A 17,871-nucleotide genomic window follows, 5' to 3' on the forward strand; every position below is an offset into this window, starting at 1 on the left:
ACGATCGGTGGGCATGAGTGAAACGCCCACAGCACCTGTAGCAGCGAAGCACCCGGTGACCCGCACCTTCCACGGTCGCGAGTTCACCGACGATTACGAGTGGTTGCGTGACAAGGAGTCGCCGGAAACGCTCGCTTATTTGGAGGCGGAGAACGCCTACACGAAGAAGCAGACGGCGCATCTCGATGGCTTGACGGAGACGATCTACAACGAGATCAAGTCCCGCGTGAAGGAGACGGACATGTCCGTCCCGCAGCGCCAGGGCGGCTGGTGGTACTACGGCCGCACGGAGGAGGGCAAGAATTACGGCATCAGCTGCCGCGTGCCTGTCGCGGACGGCAGTGACCCGTGGGCGCCACCGACACTTCCGGATGACGGTTCGGGGCTTCCGGGGGAGCAGGTCCTGCTCGATTTCAACGCTCTCGCCGGCGGCCACGAGTTCTTTTCGGTTGGCGCCTCGAGTGTCAGCATATCGGGCCGCTACCTGGCGTTCTCGACGGACACCACGGGCGACGAGCGCTTCGACCTCAAGGTCAAGGATCTCGAGACGGGGCAGCTGCTTGAAGATGCCATCCCCGGCGTTTTCTACGGCGCCACCTGGGCCGGTGAGGACCACCTGTTCTACGTCCGTGTCGATGAGGCATGGCGCCCCTACCAGGTGTGGCGCCACACCCTGGGTTCCCCGGCCAGCGACGATGTGCTCGTCTACGAGGAGCCGGACGAGAAATTCGGCATCGGCGTGGGGGCGGACCGCTCCGAGAGCTACCTGATGATCGTCTCGGGGTCCTCTTTGACCACGGAGTGCCGGGTGCTGCCGGTGGACACCCCTGAGGGGGACTTCGAGGTGCTCTGGCCGCGTGAGGCGGGAGTGGAGTACACCGTTGATTACGCCGTGGTCGACGGCCAGGCGAATTGGGTGGTCACGCACAACGCGCACGGCCCCAACTCGTCGGTGGCAGTGTGCCCGGTGCCGGCGGAGGGCCAGGATTTGCCGCCGCTGCGTGAGCTGGCCGAGCTCCTGCCGCACGACGAGGAGGTGCGCATCGAGGGCACCGACTCCTACCGCGACTTCCTCTTCGTCGCCTACCGCCGGGGCGGGATCGGGCGTCTCGCGGTGGCGGACCTCGCCGGCGGCATCGGTGAGTTCCGGGAACTCGAATTCGACGAGGAGCTCTACACCGCAGGTCTGGTCGGCAACCCGGAATGGGACGCGCCGGTGGTGCGCATCAGCTACACCTCATTCACCCAGCCCGCCCAGGTGCTCGACTACCGGGTCGCCACCGGCGAGCTCACCCTGCTGAAGGAGCAGGAGGTCCGCGGCGGATACAACCCGGCCGACTACGTCGCCGAGCGCATGTGGGCCACGGCCGAGGACGGCACGAAGGTGCCGATGTCGGTGGTGCGGAGGGCGGATGCGGACGTCGATAAGCCTGCTCCCTGCTTGCTGTACGGTTACGGGTCCTATGAGGCCTCGACGGATCCCGGGTTCTCCGTCGCGCGGCTGAGCCTGCTCGACCGTGGCATGGTGTGGGTGTGCGCGCACGTGCGCGGCGGCGGGGAGATGGGCCGCCTGTGGTACGACAACGGCAAGATGCTGAAGAAGAAGAACTCGTTCAGAGACTTCGTGGCCTGCGCCGACGCGCTTATCGACGAAGGCCTCACCACCCCGTCCCTCCTCGTCGCCGAAGGCGGCTCCGCCGGCGGTCTGCTCACGGGCGCTGTCGCGAACCTCGCGCCGGAGAAATTCGCCGGCATTCAGGCCATCGTGCCGTTCGTCGATCCGCTGACCTCGATTTTGAAGCCGGAGCTGCCGCTGACCGTCGGCGAGTGGGAGGAATGGGGCGACCCGTACCACGACCCGGAGGTCTACGACTACATGGCGGCCTACGCGCCGTACGAGAACGTGGAAGCGAAGGATTACCCTGATATTCTCGCGGTGACCAGCCTCAACGACACCCGTGTGCTCTACGTCGAGCCCGCGAAGTGGATCGCGAAACTGCGGGCCACGGCCACCGGTGGGCAGTTCCTGCTCAAAACTGAGATGGCTGCTGGTCACGGCGGTGTCTCCGGGCGTTACGCCAAGTGGAAACAGACCGCGTTCGAGTACGCGTGGACCCTGACCACAGCAGGTGCCGTGAAATAAATCACAGTAGGCCATCCCGATGGTGGGAATCTCCTTGAAGGGGAGTAATAACGTTCTTAATACTTCCACTTTTGAGAGGAGGCACGATGTCATCCGTGCACCCCGGCTCCCCGGCCGCAGGCGCTTCACCCGGCCCCCAAATTGCTGAGCCTAAGAAGCGCAAAGACAACACCCACTGGCTCTACATTGGCGTCATCATCGCCGTGATCGGAGGCATCGCCCTCGGTCTCATTGCCCCTGACTTCGCAGTGAAGCTCAAGCCGATCGGCGACACATTCGTCTCGCTGATCAGTATGATTGTCGGCCCGATCATCTTCTGCACCATCGTCCTCGGCATCGGTTCTGTCCGCTCCGCCGCGACAGTGGGCAAGACCGGTGGCCTGGCCCTGATGTACTTCGTCGTCATGTCCACCATCGCTTTGGCTGTCGGCCTGGGCGTGGGCAACCTGATCAAGCCGGGCGAAGGCCTCGGCCTCCACGCGGATCCGTCCGCTGGCGCGAAATACGCCGAAAAAGCGAGCGAATCCGGCGGCCTGACCGAGTTCGTCCAGAGTATTGTCCCGGACACCTTCTTCAGCGCGTTCGTCTCCGGATCCATCCTCCAGGTCCTGTTCATCGGCCTGCTCGTGGGCTTCGCGGTGCAGTCGCTGGGCAAGCAGGGCGAGCCGATCCTCGGCTTCGTCGCCCACCTGCAGAAGCTGATCTTCAAGATCCTCGGCTGGATCCTGTGGCTCGCGCCGATCGGTGCCTTCGGTGCCATGGCCGCCGTCGTGGGCAAGACCGGCTTCCAGGCGGTCGTGCAGATGTTCGTGCTCATGCTCGCCTTCTACATCACCTGCTTCATCTTCGTCTTCGGCGTGCTGGGCACGGTGCTGTGGGTGGTCACCCGCGTTTCACCGTTCGCACTGTTCAAGTACCTCGGGCGTGAGTTCCTGCTCATCCTGGCGACTTCGTCGTCCGAGTCGGCCCTGCCGAACCTCATGCGCAAGATGGACCACCTCGGTGTGGACAAGTCCACCGTGGGCATCGTCGTGCCCACCGGCTACTCCTTCAACCTCGACGGCACGGCTATCTACTTGACCATGGCGTCCATCTTCATCGCCGATGCCATGAACATGCCGATGAACATGACCGAGCAGATCTCCCTGCTGGTCTTCATGATCATCGCCTCCAAGGGTGCGGCGGGCGTCACCGGAGCCGGTCTGGCCACCCTGGCCGCCGGCCTGCAGGCCTTCCGGCCCGACCTGCTTTCCGGTGTGGGCATCATCGTCGGCATCGACCGCTTCATGTCCGAGGCCCGCGCCCTGACCAACTTCGCCGGCAACTCCATTGCCACCCTCGTCGTGGGCACCTGGACGAAGACCGTCGACCATGACCGTGTCAAGAAGGTGCTCTCCGGCGAGATCCCCTACGTCGCAGTTGACGACGACAGCCACGTCGACCTGTCGAACCCGACCGTGGAGAACCCGGCTACCGCGCACCTGCAGCCCACCCCGCAGGTGGACCTGACGCAGTACAACAAGCCGCCCCAGTAACCGCGGCCTCTGCGCCCGACGCTGCCTGACGCCCCCGCTCGCTCGCCGAGCGGGGGCGGTGCTGTGGACGTAGAATGAAGCCCATGTCCCGCCACCTGCTCGTCTCCGTTTCCTCGATCTTCGACGAAACCAGGAAAGACGTGCAGAAGCTTGTCGGCGACCTCGAGCGGGAGGGGATCCCGGTGTCGTTGCTGGTGGCGCCGCACATCGATAAGAAGTGGCACCTGGCCAAGGACGACAAAACCAGGGGTTGGCTCAAGGAACAGATGGATGCCGGGCGCGGCCTCATTCTCAACGGTTTCGACCAGCCAGTCCAGGGCCGCCGCGCCGAATTCGCCAACCTCGAAGTCCACGAGGCCAAACTGCGCCTTAAGGGGGCGACGCGGCAGATGGAGAAGCTCGGCTTCGAGCTGGACACCTTCGCCCCGCCGCGCTGGCGCATGTCGGATGGCACTCTCGAGGCTCTGCAGAAATTCGATTTCCGCCTCGCCGCGTCCACCCAGGGCATCCACTTCCTCCGCACCGGGGACGTGGTCTACTCCCGCAACCTGTCGGTCGGCGAGGGCTTCGGCGCCGCCGGCTGGTGGCGCCGCAACATCATCGATGCCGCGGTACGCAGCGCCAAACGCGGCAACACAGTGCGCCTCTCCGTTTCGGGCAGGAACCTGTCGAAGAAGAAGGTCCGCGACGACTTCGTCGCCGCCGCAGTCGCGGCCGCGGGGGAGGGCCTAGAGCCGGTGAATTACCGGGACCTGTAGCTAGCGCTTTCCCCCGATGCGGCGCCTCTGCAACCCGCCGATCAGCCGGCACAGCAGGTAAATGCCGAAAGAGATGAAGGCCACGAACACGCTCACCGGCAGGCCCGGTGCCAGGGAGAGCACCATCCCGCCGACGGCGGAGACCTCGGCGATCACGACCGACCAGACGATGGCGCGCACCGGACTGCCGGTGATTTGGGTGGCGGCGGCGCCGGGGGTGATGAGCAGGGACATCACGAGCAGCGCACCCACGATCTGCACGGACTGGGCAGAGGCGATGCCCACCAGGATGGCGAACAGCACCGACATGGCCCGCACATTGACCCCGGCCGCCGCGGCCATGACGGGGTCGGCGGAGGCGAACAGCAGGGGACGCCACAGGACCGCCACCGCCGCCACAACGAGCACTGTGGTGCCGACGAGCAGCCACAGATTCTGCCCCGAGATGCCGACGATCTGGCCTGTCAACAGCGCCAGCGCCTGGTTGGAGTTGCCGGGGTAGAGGTGGATGAACAGCACGGATAGGCCCATGCCGAAGCTCATCACGACGCCGACTGCGGAGTCCTGCTGACCACGGAAGCCGAGCGCCGCCAGCACCACCGCGGCGACGACCGCTCCAGCCACAGCGCCGAACCCGACATTCGCCCCGAAGAGCAGCGCCGCCGAAGCACCCATCAGGGCCAGCTCCGAGGTTGCGTGGACGGAGAACGACATTTGCCGGACCACGATCAGCGGGGCCATCACACCCGAGAGCAAGCCGAGCAGTGCGCAGGCGATGAGGGTGACCTGAACGAAGTCGAGGCCGAGCAGGTACTGCGTCGTGTCCAGGGTCGTGTCCAGGGCGTTCACAGGACCACCATCCTTCCGTTGGCCTCGACGACATCCACGTGCGTTCCGTAGAGCTCGCTCAGCACGTCGGAGCGCATGACCTCATCGACAGTGCCCACGACGTGGCCTTCCGGACCGAGGTAGAGCACCCTGTCGACGACCGCCAGGAACGGGTTGATCGAGTGCGTCACGCACAGCACCGCGGCACCGAGGGAATCGAGCCGGGACACGGTCTCCCTTTCGCGAGCGAGGTCGAGGGAGAGGAGGGGTTCGTCGGCAAGCATGAGCTCCGGCTCGCTGGCCAGTGCCTGGGCTTGGCGGATGAGCTGCTGCTGGCCGCCCGACAAAAGGCCCACGCGCTGATCCGCGAAATGGGAGGCACCCACGCGTTCCAGGAGTTCGTCGACCTTGCCTGCCGGCGGCCGCCGGTGAGTAATGCCGTGCGCGCACGCCAGCGAGACGAGGTCGCGGCCGCGGACGGGCAGGTCGGCGGGGAACATGTGCTGCTGCGGGATGAACCCCACGCGTCCGGCCGTCCGCACGGTGCCGGCGGTGAGCTTGCGCGTGCCCAGGATTGTGCGCAGCAGCGTCGATTTGCCCACGCCGTTGGGGCCGAGAACAGCGATAAATTCACCGCGCCGCACCTCGAGATCGAGGCCGGACCATAGCGGGTCCACGGCGGCACCGGTGAATTCGAGCACCACGGGGTTCGCGGCAGGGGAGGCGGAAGAAGTCACTGTCTGATCAAACCACTGCTGAAAATCGATTTCAATCGTGGGGGCCTGCGCAAGGGCAGGCGTCGTTAAGCGGCGTGCTCGTCGTGGTCGTGCCCGCTGTGGTCGCCCTCGCCCTCCTCGTCGTGCGGAAGCGCGTTGACCGTGTTGGCGAGCTCATCGACAACTTGATCGAAGTAGTCGAGGAAATTCGTGCCCTCCGGCGGGGTCTCGCGGATCTCGACGATCGGCACGTTGTTCTCCCGCGCTGCGTTAGCCAGCTGCTCCGTGGCGCTGTTGGTGCTCTGCGGGTTCACGATGAGCACCTCGACGTGCCCGGCCTTGATCTCGTCGAGGAACGCGGCGACGTCCCGCACGGACGGCTCGGCCTCGTTGATGGTGGCCTTCATGTAGCCCTCCGGGGTGATGTCGTGGATCTCGGTGTCCCACACCAACGGGGCGGCGATCGGCTCGGTCATCGCGATGTGCGTGTGCGGCAGCGCGGCGAGCTTCTCCTCGACCGTGTCCATGCGCTTGTCGACGTCCTCCGTCGACCCGCCGGCCTTCTCCTTCACCTCAGCCGCGACTTTCTTGACCCGGTCCGGCGAGAACCACGCGTGCTCGAGCTCGCTCGGGTCTCCCGGGATGGCATGGTCGTGGCCGTCATGGCCGTGATCGTGGCCCTCGTGGCTCTGCTCCTCGGCGTGGTCGTGGGTGTCGCTGCCCTCGGACTCGCCGTGGTCGTGCTCGTGCTTGTGGGCCTCGGCCTCTTCCTTGCTTACGAGGGGGATGGCGTGGACGATGCGGTCCTGCTCGGCGACGGTGTAGAGACTCGCGTCGTAGGGCCCGCCGTTGGCGACGAGGGTGCCGGCTTCGCGGACGCGGGCGAGGTCCTTGGCGGAGGGCTCGAAGTGGTGCGGGTCGATGTCGGCGCTGTTGATCACGGCTTCGACTTCGTTGCCGGTGACGGCGGAGGCGACGTCTGCCCACACCGGGGTGGTGGCGAGGATGCCGGAGGAATCCGCTGCCGCGCTGTTGGTGCTGTCGGCGCCGGACGCGGAGGTGTCCGCGCTGTCGGAGGAGCAGGCGGTGAGGCCTGCGCCGGCGAGGAGTGCGGCGGCTACGGCGGGGAGGGATCGGTGAAGATTGCGTTTCTGCATGGGGAATATCTAACCAGTAATGAAAACTGTTTTCAACTCGTTTTCGTGTGGTCGTCGGGGAGGGGTGGTGGCCGGGTCGTCCGATATACTGACGGCGTCTTCAGACCTCCCAGACTGTGAAGGAATCTCATGGCACGAGTCGTTGTCAATGTCATGCCCAAGGCCGAAATTCTGGATCCGCAAGGACAGGCCGTGCACCGTGCGCTGGGGCGCATCGGGGTGAACGGGGTGACGGATGTTCGCCAAGGTAAGCGCTTCGAGCTCGAGGTGGCTGACTCTGTCACGGACGAGGAGCTGCAGCGCGTCGCTGAGACGCTGCTCGCCAACACCGTGATCGAGGACTTCTCCATCGTGCGGGAGGACGCCCAGTGAGCGCGACCATCGGCGTAATCACCTTCCCAGGCACGCTTGACGATGTTGATGCGTTGCGCGCCGTCCGCCTCGCCGGGGCGGAGCCGAAGGCGCTCTGGCATGCCGACGAAGATTTGACCGGCGTCGACGCCGTCATCGTCCCCGGTGGCTTCTCCTACGGTGACTACCTGCGCTCCGGCGCGATCGCCGCGATGGCCCCGATGATGAAGGCTGTCGTCGAGGCCGCAGGAAAAGGCATGCCGGTACTGGGCATCTGCAACGGGTTCCAGATCCTCACCGAGTCCGGCTTGCTGCCGGGAGCCCTGACCCGCAACAAGGGCCTGCACTTCCACTGCACCGACACCTACCTCGAGGTGGCCAACGCCGAGACAGCGTGGACCAGCGAGTTCGAGGCGGGCCAGAAGATTCTCATCCCGGCGAAGCACGGCGAGGGGCGCTTTCAGGCGGCCCCGGAGACTATCGAGGCGCTGGAGGCGGAGGGCCGGGTGGTCTTCCGCTACACCGACAACTTCAACGGCTCGATTAACGGAATCGCTGGTGTGACCAGTGAGAACCGCCGTGTTGTCGGGCTCATGCCGCACCCGGAGCATGCCATCGACCTGCTGACCGGGCCGTCCACCGACGGGCTGGGTCTGATCCAGTCCGCCATCGCCGAAATCTCGAAGATCGGAGCCTGATCCGCGTGAACGCTCAAGAAGGAAAGAACCCGCTCGTGCGCAACGACACTGTTGAGGCCGCGAAGGCGACGCCGGAGCAGGAGCAGCCGTACGCCGCGCTCGGCCTGAAGGACGACGAGTACGCCCGCATCCGGGAGATCCTCGGCCGCCGCCCCACGGACGCCGAGCTGACCGTCTACTCGGTCATGTGGTCCGAGCACTGCTCCTACAAGTCGTCGAAGGTTCACCTGCGCTACTTCGGCGAGACCATGACTGAGGAGATGGGCGCGAAGCTGCTCGCCGGTATCGGCGAGAACGCCGGCGTGGTGGATATCGGGGACGGCAACGCAGTGACCTTCCGCGTCGAGTCCCACAACCACCCGTCCTATGTCGAGCCCTACCAGGGCGCGGCCACGGGTGTCGGCGGCATCGTCCGCGACATCATGGCCATGGGCGCGCGCCCGATCGCCGTGATGGATCAGCTGCGTTTCGGCCCGGCAGACGCGGACGACACCAAGCGTGTCCTGCCCGGTGTCGTCGCCGGCATCGGCGGCTACGGCAATTCCCTTGGTCTGCCGACTATCGGCGGCGAGACCTCCTTCGACGCTACCTATGCCGGCAACCCGCTGGTCAACGCGCTGTGTGTGGGCACCCTGAAGGTCGAAGACCTGAAGCTGGCCTTCGCGTCCGGTCAGGGCAACAAGGTGATGCTCTTCGGCTCCCGCACGGGCCTCGACGGCATCGGCGGTGTGTCGGTGCTGGCCTCCGAGAGCTTCGAGGAAGGCGCGGAGCGCAAGCTGCCAGCTGTGCAGGTCGGCGACCCGTTCGCGGAGAAGGTCCTCATCGAGTGCTGCCTGGAGCTCTACGGCGCGAACGTCGTCGTCGGCATCCAGGACCTCGGCGGCGCGGGTCTCGCCTGCGCGACTTCCGAGCTCGCCGCGGCCGGTGACGGCGGCATGCGCGTCAACCTCGACGCAGTCCCGCTGCGCGCGGAGAATATGTCCGCCGCGGAGATCCTCGCCTCCGAGTCCCAGGAGCGCATGTGCGCCGTCGTGGCGCCGGAAAATGTGGAGAAATTCAAAGCCATCTGCGCCAAGTGGGACGTCAACTGCGCGGAGATCGGCGAAGTCACCGGCGAAGCCGACCGCCTGGTCATCGAGCACAACGGCGAGATCGTCCTCGACGCACCGCCGTCGACGATTGCGGACGAAGCACCGGTCGACCAGCGCCCCTGGGCCCGCCCGGAGTGGCAGGACGGGGTACAGGAGCAGGTGGACGTCGATAAGCCCGCAGATGTCGCTGATGCGTGGTTGAAGCTCGTCGCGGCCCCTGCGCTGTGTTCGCGCGACTGGATCACCGAGCAGTACGACCGCTACGTGCGCGGCAACACCGTCCAGGCGCGCCACGCGGATTCGGGCGTGCTGCGTATCGACGAAACCTCCGGCCGCGGCGTCGCCGTCTCCGCTGACGCGTCCGGCCGTTACGCCTACCTGGACCCGAACATGGGTGCCCGGCTCGCCTTGGCGGAGTCCTACCGCAACGTTGCAGTCACCGGGGCCCGCCCCGTCGCAGTGACCAACTGCCTCAACTTCGGTTCCCCGGAGAACCCCGACGTGATGTGGCAGTTCCGCGAAGCCGTGCACGGCCTGGCTGACGGTGCTGTCGAGCTGGGAATCCCGGTTTCCGGCGGCAACGTGTCCTTCTACAACCAGACGGGCGAGACCCCGATCCTGCCGACCCCGGTGGTGGGCGTGCTCGGCGTCATCGGCGATGTCGCGGACTCAGTCAGCCACCGCGTGGTGAACAACCAGGACTCCGACATTCTCGTCCTGCTCGGCGAAACCAAGGACGAATTCGGCGGCTCCGTGTGGCAGGAAGTCTCCGGCGCCGGCCTGGCTGGCCTGCCGCCGCAGGTCGACCTAGCGAACGAGGCGAAGCTGGCCGACTACTTCTGCGGCCCGGCGGACTCCTCCGGTGCCTCGGCCGGCCTCACCGCAGCCCACGACCTGTCCGAGGGCGGTCTGGGCCAGGCAGTGTTCGAGATGCTCAAGGACACCGACAAGGGTGCGGAACTCGACCTGTCCGCAGTGCACGAGGACGCGTTCACGGCGCTGTTCTCCGAGTCGGCTTCCCGAGTGCTCGTGGCGTGCAGCCCGGACCGCGTCGACCGCGCCGTCGCCGAAGCGGTGGAGCTGGGCATCCCGGCCGCCGTCATCGGGTCGACGAACCTGAGCGGCGAGGTCACCTTCGCTGAGGGCACGCCCGCCGCCGGCCATTCTGTCGGCATGGAGGCTCTGCGCACCGCGTGGGCCGGCACCCTGCCGGGTCTGTTCGCCCACGCTGACGCGCCGAACGCCGCAGTCTAAGCAGCCGCGCAGGGCAGGGGGCAGAGCGCGCAAAAGCCCCCGCGATCCGGAAAACAAACCAGATCCAGCGGGGGCTTTTCGCGCTGTGCTGTGCCTCGAGCGGCTAGTCGGTGCGCTGGGTCGACGGGTTCGGCGAGACCAGCGGCATCGGGCGGTACTCTTCGCGCAGCTCCTTGAGCACCTCGGCGTGCTGCCATAGTGCCTTGTCCTCGTCGGTTTTGGGGACGAACTGGCGCGCCTTCAGCGGGTCACCGTCAACGTCGGTGGCGACGTAGGTGAAGGTGGCGTGGATCGCGGTCTGGAGGTTCTCGCGGCCGCCGCGGGGGTCACCGGATCGGACGTGGGTGTCCACGCTCATGGAGCGCTCTCCGGTGCGGGTCAGGCGTGCGTCGACCTCGATGAGGTCGCCGATGGAGATCGGACGGTAGAAGCGGATGCCGCCGGCGTAGACAGCCACGGTCTGCTCGCCGGACCACTCCATGGTGCAGGAGGTGCCGGCAGAATCGATCCATTCCATGGCGGTGCCGCCGTGGACCTTGCCGCCCCAGTTGATGTCGGTGGGCTTGGCCATGAAGCGGTGGATGACGCGCGGGGCGTGGGATTCGCCATCGTAGGTCTGCAGGGCCATCTGCTCTTCGATGTTCTTGCGCAGGTCCAGGCGGGACTTGGCGGCTTGCTCGACGCGCTTTTCCTCGTCGGTCTGCGGCACGTATTTGGGCACTTCCATGCCCTTGCCTGTCTCGGGGTCCTTGGCCACGAAGATGACCAGGCAGTCGCATGCGCGGGTGAACACGCCTTCGCGCGGGTCGGCGGAGAGCACTTCGTTGACGATGTGCATGGAGCTCCGCCCGGTCATGGCGAGGCGGGAACGCACCTCGACGATGTGGCCCGAGGGGATGGGGCGGGTGAAGTGGATGTGGCCCACGTAAGCGGTGACGCAGTAGGTCGAGGACCACTGGACGGCGCAGGCGTACGCGGCTTTGTCGATCCACTCGAGTACTCGGCCGCCCGAGACGCCTTGCGCACCTGCGTGAATGACGTCGGTGGGGGCCGCCATGAAGCGGAGGGTGATGGATGAGGGCTTGTTCGCAGTTTCCACTGTCTCGGTCATTCCTGTGAGTTTAATACGTAGACTGCGATCATGACTCCTAAGAACGACCCTCAGGCCACCCGCGCGGCGGTGGAGGCGATCAGGGGGTGGATCGAGGACCCGGAAGGCGCGCCTGTTCCGGCGCGCGGACTGATCGCAGACGCTTGCCGACGTACTGTGCGCGCCCTTGCCGCCGAGCTCCCCGGCCACACTGTGGAGCTGCGGGTGCCCCCATTCGTGGCTGTCCAGTGTGTGGAGGGGCCCCGCCACACGCGCGGTACCCCGCCGAACGTGGTGGAGATGCGGCCGGAAGTGTGGCTGCAGTTGGCCACGGGCAGCCTGGATTACGGCGATGCCGTGGCCGACGGCCGGGTGGAGGCGTCGGGTTCGCGTGCGGGGGAGGTCGCGGCCGGCTTGCCTGTGATTGCCCTCTAGGTGGGTGAATCCACTAGGGTTGTGCACGTGCAAAGCCTAAATGTCGATGCTGTCGATGCTCACGCACCGCGTCCCGTCCGGGACATGGAGGCCGAGGAGACCGAGCCGCGCGAGGAGTGCGGTGTCTTCGGTGTATGGGCGCCGGGTGAGGATGTCTCCAAGCTGACGTATTTCGGCCTTTTCGCCCTGCAGCACCGCGGACAGGAGGGGGCCGGTATCGCGGTGGGGGATGACGGTCGGATCGTGGTGTTCAAGGACAGCGGGCTGGTCTCGCAGGTCTTCGACGAAGCGATCTTGGACGCCTTGCAGGGTGATGTGGCGATCGGCCACACGCGGTATTCCACGGCGGGCGCCCAGAACTGGGAGAATGTCCAGCCGATGTTCCGCACCTCCCCGAACGGGACGGATGTGTCGTTGGCGCACAACGGCAACCTGGTGAACTACAAGACGCTGCAGGACGAGGCGATCCGCCGCAAGCTGGTGCCGAAGGAGGGCGTTGAGGGGCAGGGCTCGTCGTCGGATACAGCGGTGGTCTCCGCCCTGCTCGCCGACGGCGTCCGCGACGACCGTTCCCTCCTCGACTCCGCCCGCGACTTGCTGCCCACCTTGAAAGGTGCTTTCTGCCTCGTCTTCACCGACGGCGAGACGCTGTATGCGGCACGTGACCCGCACGGCGTGCGTCCGCTGTCGCTCGGCCGGCTCGAGCAGGGCTGGGTCGTGGCCAGTGAAACAGCCGCTCTTGACATCACGGGCGCTTCCTTCGTGCGCGATATCGAGCCGGGTGAGCTGGTCGCCATCGATTCTTCCGGCATTCATGCCGAGCGTTTCGCCGACGCCACCCCGAAGACGTGCGTCTTCGAGTACGTCTACATCGCGCGCCCCGATTCCGTGGTGGAGGGCACCACGGTCAACGCCGCCCGCCTGGAGATCGGCCGGAGGTTGTCGCATGTGTCGCCGGTGGACGGCGACATCGTCATGCCCGTGCCCGAATCCGGCACCCCTGCGGCGATCGGCTACGCCGAGGAGTCCGGCATCCCGTTCGCGCAGGGGCTGATGAAGAACGCATACGTCGGCCGCACCTTCATCCAGCCGTCCGACACCTTGCGCCAGCTGGGTCTGCGTTTGAAGCTCAACCCGGTGCGCGAGATCATCGAGGGCAAGTCGCTCGTCGTCGTCGACGACTCCATCGTGCGCGGTAACACGCAGCGCAAACTGATCCGCATGCTGCGTGAGGCGGGCGCCGCCGAGGTGCATGTGCGCATCGCCTCGCCGCCGGTGAAGTGGCCGTGCTTCTACGGCATCGACTTCGCAAGCCCGGGCGAGCTCATCGCCAACAACGCCGGTGGCGACGACGCGGCCGTGGCGGAGAATATCTGCCGTGTCATCGGCGCGGATTCACTCGCGTTCGTGAGTATCGAGGACATGATTGCATCGACAGGCAAGCCCGAAAAGAATTTGTGCGCCGCCTGCTTCGACGGTCACTACCCGCTCGGCCTGCCCGAGCACAACGCCAACGCTGACGCCGTGCGGCGCATTCAGGAAGGGATGTAAGCACCATGACCACCCCCGAGAACCAGCAGCCGGGAAACCCGGGCACCCAGAGTGCCGACGCTTCCGTCTCCTACGCCGCGGCCGGCGTGGACATTGAGGCGGGCGACAAGGCTGTCGAGCTCTTCGCGCCCCACGCCAAGCGCGCGACCCGCCCGGAGGTGCGCGGCAGCCTCGGCGGTTTCGCGGGCCTGTTCGCCCTGGGCAAGTACAAGGAGCCGCTGCTGGCCGCCGGCTCGGACGGCGTGGGCACCAAACTCGCAGTCGCCCAGGCGATGGACAAGCACGACACCATCGGCATCGACTTGGTGGCCATGTGCGTCGACGACCTCGTGGTGTGCGGCGCGGAGCCGCTCTTCCTGCAGGACTACATCGCGATCGGGAAGGTCGTGCCGGAGAAGGTCGCGACGATCGTCTCGGGCATTGCTGAAGGATGCGTCCAGGCCGGCTGCGCCCTGCTCGGCGGCGAGACTGCGGAGCACCCGGGTGTGATGGGGGAGGACGAGTACGACGTGTCCGCCACCGCCGTCGGTGTCGTCGAGGCGGACGAGCTGCTCGGCCCGGACCGTGTGCGCGACGGCGACGTGATCATCGGCATGGCGTCGTCCGGCCTGCACTCCAACGGTTACTCCCTGGCCCGCCACGTGCTCCTGGAGAAGGCGGGCCTGCCGCTCGACGGCCACATCGAGGAACTCGGCCGCACGCTCGGCGAGGAGCTTCTCGAGCCCACCCGCATCTACTCCCTCGACTGCCTCGCCCTAGCCCACGAGTGCGAGGTGCGCACGTTCTGCCACGTCACCGGCGGAGGCTTGGCGGGCAACATGGAGCGCGTCATTCCGGAGGGCAAGGCCGCCGAGATGCACCGTGCGTCGTGGGAGCCCCCGCAGATCTTCCGCACCATCCGCACCGTGGGCCGCGTGCCCGAGGAGGAGATGGAGAAGACCTTCAACATGGGTGTCGGCATGGTCGCGGTCGTCGCTCCCGAGGACCGGGACCGTGCGCTGGCGATGCTCACCGCGCGCCACGTGGACTGCTGGGAGCTCGGTGTAGTGCGCAACGCGACGGAGGAGGACGGCGGACGCCGTGCGGCGCTCGTCGGCACGCACGTGCACTAACCCATCCCGCGCGTTCGCGCAGGTGATCGGGGTAAGCGACATAATTTGACTCGCACGCTATTATGGCATGCAGGACAAATTTTCAGACGTTTTCAAAAGGGCCGCCGACTTTTCGGGCCGCCCTTTAGACACCTCAAGGGGGTCACGCCATGGGTCGCGGACGCGCCAAAGCAAAGCAGACCAAGGTCGCACGCCAGTTGAAGTACAACACGCCCGACATGGATCTTGATTCGCTCCAGCGGGAGCTCGCGGGCAAGGCCCCTTCGAACCAGTGGGACGACTCCGACGACGATGACTACGACGTCGACCCCCAGTACGCCGAGTACGCCGACTGGGACGCAGACGAAGATGAGGCCGACCAGCGCTAATTAGCTGCGTGTAGCGGCCTCCCCGCAGCTAGCGGGCGCGGCCGCGCAGCTTATCGACGGCGCGCCTGCCTGCCCTTTCCCCTTCATCCGCGGGCAAGGAATCGATGTCTACGGCCGCGGTGACGGTCATCGTGCCGTTTTCTTCGTCGCCTGCTTCGATCTCCAGTGTGATTGGCGCGGCAGTTGGCTCCGGGGCATTCAGCGCGGAGCGCTTCACCAGTGCCAGGGCGACGGGGCCGTAGTCGCAGTCGTGCGCCACGGTGCCGAGCCTGCCAACGGTGCGTCCGCCGACAGTCACGGGTGCGCCCGCTTTCGGCTCGGCAGGTGCGGAACCGTCCAGGTGCACGAGCACCAGCAGGCGCGGTGAGCGGCCGAGATTCTCCACGCGTGCGACAGTCTCCTGACCGCGGTAGCAGCCCTTGTTCAAGTGGACGGCGCCCGCGTGCCCGCCGCGCGCGATGAGCGTGGGGGCCTCGTGGGGGATGGACTTGGCGTCCAAATCTGCGCGGAGTTCAGGTTCGAGAGCTTTCACGCGCTCGGCGGAAAAGGCCATGAGACCCGCTCTCTCGAGGCCCGCGTCCGGGGCGGTGAGCGCGCGGTAGGCATCGGCGAGCCGCTCGCGGGGAACAGCGATATCGATCCGCCGCGGACCCGCCCAATCCACTTCACGGGAGTAGGCGGCGCCGATCGACGAAGGCACAGCGAAAGACGACGGGGCGCCCAGCAGAGTGATGATGCCCAAGTCGACCTCCTCGACGGTCACGTCGGACCAGAAGATCATCTTCGTCAGGTAGTCGAGCAGGGATTCACCGGAATAGGACGGGGTATCCAGGTAGAACGCGTCCTCTGTGCGGGTGATGTCGGCGTGGTGGAGAATGCGGCCCTGCATGTCCAGATCGCACACCGCGGCGCTGAAACCGTCGGGGGCGTCATCGAGCTTCTGCGAAAGCAGATTGTTCAGGAATTCGGGCGCGTCGGGCCCCGCCACACGGATCACCCGCCTGTGGCTGCGGTCGACGGCTACTCCACCGCGTTCGACGGAGCGCTGCTCGCGCAGGGGGTCGCCGTAGTGGGAGGGGACTCCGGCGGCGTCGATAAGCGTGCTCGTCGCGTCGGGCAGCTCGGCCGCTCCAGTGAAACTCAATAGGGGCGAACGGTAGTTATTCACGGTCCCGATTCTACGCGGGCATAATGGGACCCTATGGGCCCCAATCACGCTGTCATTTATCTCGTCGAGCCGTTCGGCGGCTCAATGCGGCGGCAGAACGCCAAGTTGCCGCACGTGTACTGGGACGACGCGGCGGTCACGCGCGGAGACGGCTGCTTCGAGACAATCCTGGTCGCCGGCGGCGAACCGACCAATCTGGAGGCGCACCTGAAGCGCTTCACCAATTCCGCGCGGCTGCTCGACCTCCCGGCACCGCCGGCTGAGGCGTGGCGCGCGGCCACGTATCAGGCAGTCGCCGACTTCGTGCGCGAATCCGGTCTCGAGCCCGGAGACGTGGAGGCCAAATGCCAGTGGACCTACACCCGCGGCCGCGAATCCACCGGTGTGCCCAGCGCGTGGGTGACGGTGCGCCCGATTCCGCGTGAGCAGATTGAACTCCGTGAGCGTGGCGCCAAGATCATGACTGCGCCCCGCGGCTACACTCTCGCCGCCACCGAGGAGACACCGTGGCTCACCGTCGGCGCGAAAACGCTCAACTACGCCGCCGCAATGTCGGCTGTGCGCTGGGCGAAAAGCCGCGGTTTCGACGACGTCGTCTACATCGACCCCGCGACCGGGCGTGTGCTGGAAGGCGCGACGTCGTCGGTCATCGCGGTGCGCGGCGACAAACTGCGCACCCCCACCACCGGGGGCGATGTGCTTCCCGGTACCACCCAGGCGGCGATCTTCAAACGCGCCGAGAAAGAGGGGTGGCGCTGCAAGGAAAAAGACATCGACGTCGACTACCTGCTCAGCTCAGACCAAGTCTGGCTGGTCAGTTCCGTGCGCGGCGGGGTGCGCGTCACCGCGATCGACGGCACCAAACTTCCCGCGCCCAGCAAGAAAGACGAGGCGAAGGTGCGCGCACTCATCGACGCCGCTCTCCGCCCCGCTCCTCGGCCCTAGCCCGCGATCCGCTGAAGCTCCGCCGACATATAGGGGATGAACACCAGCTCATCCTCGGCGGTACCGCCGGCGACGCGCTCGTCGACCCAGCCCAAATTGTTGTTCGGCATTAGGCCGTACATGCGCTTGCCGGGGCCGTGCTTGGCCGGTCCCTGCTCCGTCGCGATGGTCGACGCGGAGGTCAGCTGCCATGCGCGCTCGTTGACAGGGGAGCCGTAAAGGATCTCCACGAGGCCGCGGGAGTTCGTCAGCGTCACCTCGATCTCGTCCTTCAGGGAGATCCGCCAGAAACCGGTTTCGCGCTGGTCGGCTCCGGTGGCGTTGCCGTCGGAATCGAGGCGCCAGATGCGCGAATCGAAACGCAGGTAGTTCTCGCCGTCGTGCGAGATAACCAGCTGCTGGCCAAAGCTGTACTCCTTCGGCTCATCCTCGGGGTTATCCGGCAGTTCCACTGCCTGGCCCGTGCCCTGCCACACGCCGACCAGCGGCAGAAGGCCGAGCAACCCGTCGTGCAGGTTCGGCCCCTGGCGCAGGTTAGCTGTGTCGTCGGGCAGGGGAATCTCATCCAGGCCCAATGCCGGAATATTGCGGTGCGCGGTGCCCTTTGACTGCTCCGCGGCAAGGTTCACGGCATCGTTGGCGTTCAGCTTCGAGTTCTCGTTGTCGCTCAT

At 66.4% G+C, this 17,871-nt stretch carries 17 protein-coding genes; 11 read left to right on the forward strand and 6 right to left on the reverse strand.

Features of this window, described 5'->3' with window-relative positions; genetic code table 11:
• Positions 1-13 precede the first annotated feature (13 nt).
• The 3 genes from QYR03_RS09710 (at position 14) to QYR03_RS09720 (ending at position 4,436) form a co-directional block, all read left to right on the forward strand.
• A complete protein-coding gene (locus QYR03_RS09710; RefSeq protein ID WP_301713187.1) occupies positions 14-2,143 on the forward strand; it encodes a S9 family peptidase in 2,130 nt (709 codons plus the stop codon).
• A gap of 86 nt (positions 2,144-2,229) precedes the next feature.
• Positions 2,230-3,678, forward strand: coding sequence for a cation:dicarboxylase symporter family transporter (locus tag QYR03_RS09715; protein WP_301713188.1), 1,449 nt, complete (start codon positions 2,230-2,232; stop codon positions 3,676-3,678).
• Between the two features lie 83 nt (positions 3,679-3,761).
• Positions 3,762-4,436, forward strand: coding sequence for a DUF2334 domain-containing protein (locus QYR03_RS09720; protein WP_301713189.1), 675 nt, complete (start codon positions 3,762-3,764; stop codon positions 4,434-4,436).
• Here the strand turns inward: QYR03_RS09720 and QYR03_RS09725 are convergent, their stop codons facing one another.
• The 3 genes from QYR03_RS09725 to QYR03_RS09735 form a co-directional block, all read right to left on the reverse strand.
• A complete protein-coding gene (locus QYR03_RS09725) occupies positions 4,437-5,276 on the reverse strand; it encodes a metal ABC transporter permease (RefSeq protein WP_301713210.1) in 840 nt (279 codons plus the stop codon).
• Between the two features lie 5 nt (positions 5,277-5,281).
• A complete protein-coding gene (locus QYR03_RS09730; RefSeq protein ID WP_259850486.1) occupies positions 5,282-5,968 on the reverse strand; it encodes a metal ABC transporter ATP-binding protein in 687 nt (228 codons plus the stop codon).
• A gap of 98 nt (positions 5,969-6,066) precedes the next feature.
• A complete protein-coding gene (locus QYR03_RS09735) occupies positions 6,067-7,137 on the reverse strand; it encodes a zinc ABC transporter substrate-binding protein (RefSeq protein ID WP_301713190.1) in 1,071 nt (356 codons plus the stop codon).
• A gap of 129 nt (positions 7,138-7,266) precedes the next feature.
• Here QYR03_RS09735 and purS point away from each other — a divergent pair, with 129 nt between their 5' ends.
• Genes purS through purL form a run of 3 tightly spaced genes read left to right on the forward strand, consistent with a single transcriptional unit; the run spans position 7,267 to position 10,531 of the window.
• Positions 7,267-7,509: a phosphoribosylformylglycinamidine synthase subunit PurS gene (gene purS, locus QYR03_RS09740; protein WP_259850395.1), complete on the forward strand. Its 243-nt coding sequence runs from the start codon at positions 7,267-7,269 to the stop codon at positions 7,507-7,509.
• A complete protein-coding gene (gene purQ / locus QYR03_RS09745; RefSeq protein WP_259850396.1) occupies positions 7,506-8,186 on the forward strand; it encodes a phosphoribosylformylglycinamidine synthase subunit PurQ in 681 nt (226 codons plus the stop codon). The genes purS and purQ overlap by 4 nt, the downstream gene beginning before the upstream one ends.
• A 5-nt stretch (positions 8,187-8,191) precedes the next feature.
• Entirely contained in the window at positions 8,192-10,531 is a 2,340-nt protein-coding gene (gene purL / locus QYR03_RS09750) for a phosphoribosylformylglycinamidine synthase subunit PurL (protein ID WP_301713191.1), read from the forward strand.
• Between the two features lie 103 nt (positions 10,532-10,634).
• Here purL and QYR03_RS09755 read toward each other — a convergent pair whose 3' ends face one another.
• Positions 10,635-11,642, reverse strand: coding sequence for an acyl-CoA thioesterase (locus QYR03_RS09755; RefSeq protein ID WP_301713192.1), 1,008 nt, complete (start codon positions 11,640-11,642; stop codon positions 10,635-10,637).
• A gap of 30 nt (positions 11,643-11,672) precedes the next feature.
• Between QYR03_RS09755 and QYR03_RS09760 the strand changes: the two genes are divergently transcribed.
• The 4 genes from QYR03_RS09760 (at position 11,673) to QYR03_RS09775 (ending at position 15,087) form a co-directional block, all read left to right on the forward strand.
• Positions 11,673-12,056, forward strand: coding sequence for a sterol carrier family protein (locus tag QYR03_RS09760; RefSeq protein WP_301713193.1), 384 nt, complete (start codon positions 11,673-11,675; stop codon positions 12,054-12,056).
• 84 nt (positions 12,057-12,140) lie between these two features.
• Positions 12,141-13,607: an amidophosphoribosyltransferase gene (gene purF / locus QYR03_RS09765; RefSeq protein WP_301713211.1), complete on the forward strand. Its 1,467-nt coding sequence runs from the start codon at positions 12,141-12,143 to the stop codon at positions 13,605-13,607.
• A 5-nt stretch (positions 13,608-13,612) separates the two neighbouring features.
• Positions 13,613-14,719 (forward strand): phosphoribosylformylglycinamidine cyclo-ligase, encoded by a 1,107-nt coding sequence (gene purM / locus QYR03_RS09770; RefSeq protein WP_301713195.1) that lies wholly within the window; start codon positions 13,613-13,615, stop codon positions 14,717-14,719.
• A 149-nt stretch (positions 14,720-14,868) separates the two neighbouring features.
• The gene (locus tag QYR03_RS09775; RefSeq protein ID WP_259850404.1) at positions 14,869-15,087 is read left to right on the forward strand and encodes a DUF3073 domain-containing protein; all 219 of its coding nucleotides are present in this window, start codon (positions 14,869-14,871) and stop codon (positions 15,085-15,087) included.
• A 28-nt stretch (positions 15,088-15,115) separates the two neighbouring features.
• On the opposite strand, the gene QYR03_RS09780 is transcribed toward QYR03_RS09775, so the two are convergent.
• Positions 15,116-16,255: a folate-binding protein YgfZ gene (locus tag QYR03_RS09780; RefSeq protein WP_301713196.1), complete on the reverse strand. Its 1,140-nt coding sequence runs from the start codon at positions 16,253-16,255 to the stop codon at positions 15,116-15,118.
• 33 nt (positions 16,256-16,288) lie between these two features.
• Between QYR03_RS09780 and QYR03_RS09785 the strand changes: the two genes are divergently transcribed.
• The gene (locus QYR03_RS09785; RefSeq protein ID WP_259850406.1) at positions 16,289-17,200 is read left to right on the forward strand and encodes an aminodeoxychorismate lyase; all 912 of its coding nucleotides are present in this window, start codon (positions 16,289-16,291) and stop codon (positions 17,198-17,200) included.
• On the opposite strand, the gene QYR03_RS09790 is transcribed toward QYR03_RS09785, so the two are convergent.
• Positions 17,197-17,871, reverse strand: a complete 675-nt coding sequence (locus QYR03_RS09790) for an FABP family protein (protein ID WP_259850408.1) — start codon at positions 17,869-17,871, stop codon at positions 17,197-17,199. The genes QYR03_RS09785 and QYR03_RS09790 overlap by 4 nt on opposite strands.

Source organism: Corynebacterium sp. P4-C1 (genome assembly GCF_030503595.1).
Lineage (GTDB): Bacteria > Actinomycetota > Actinomycetes > Mycobacteriales > Mycobacteriaceae > Corynebacterium.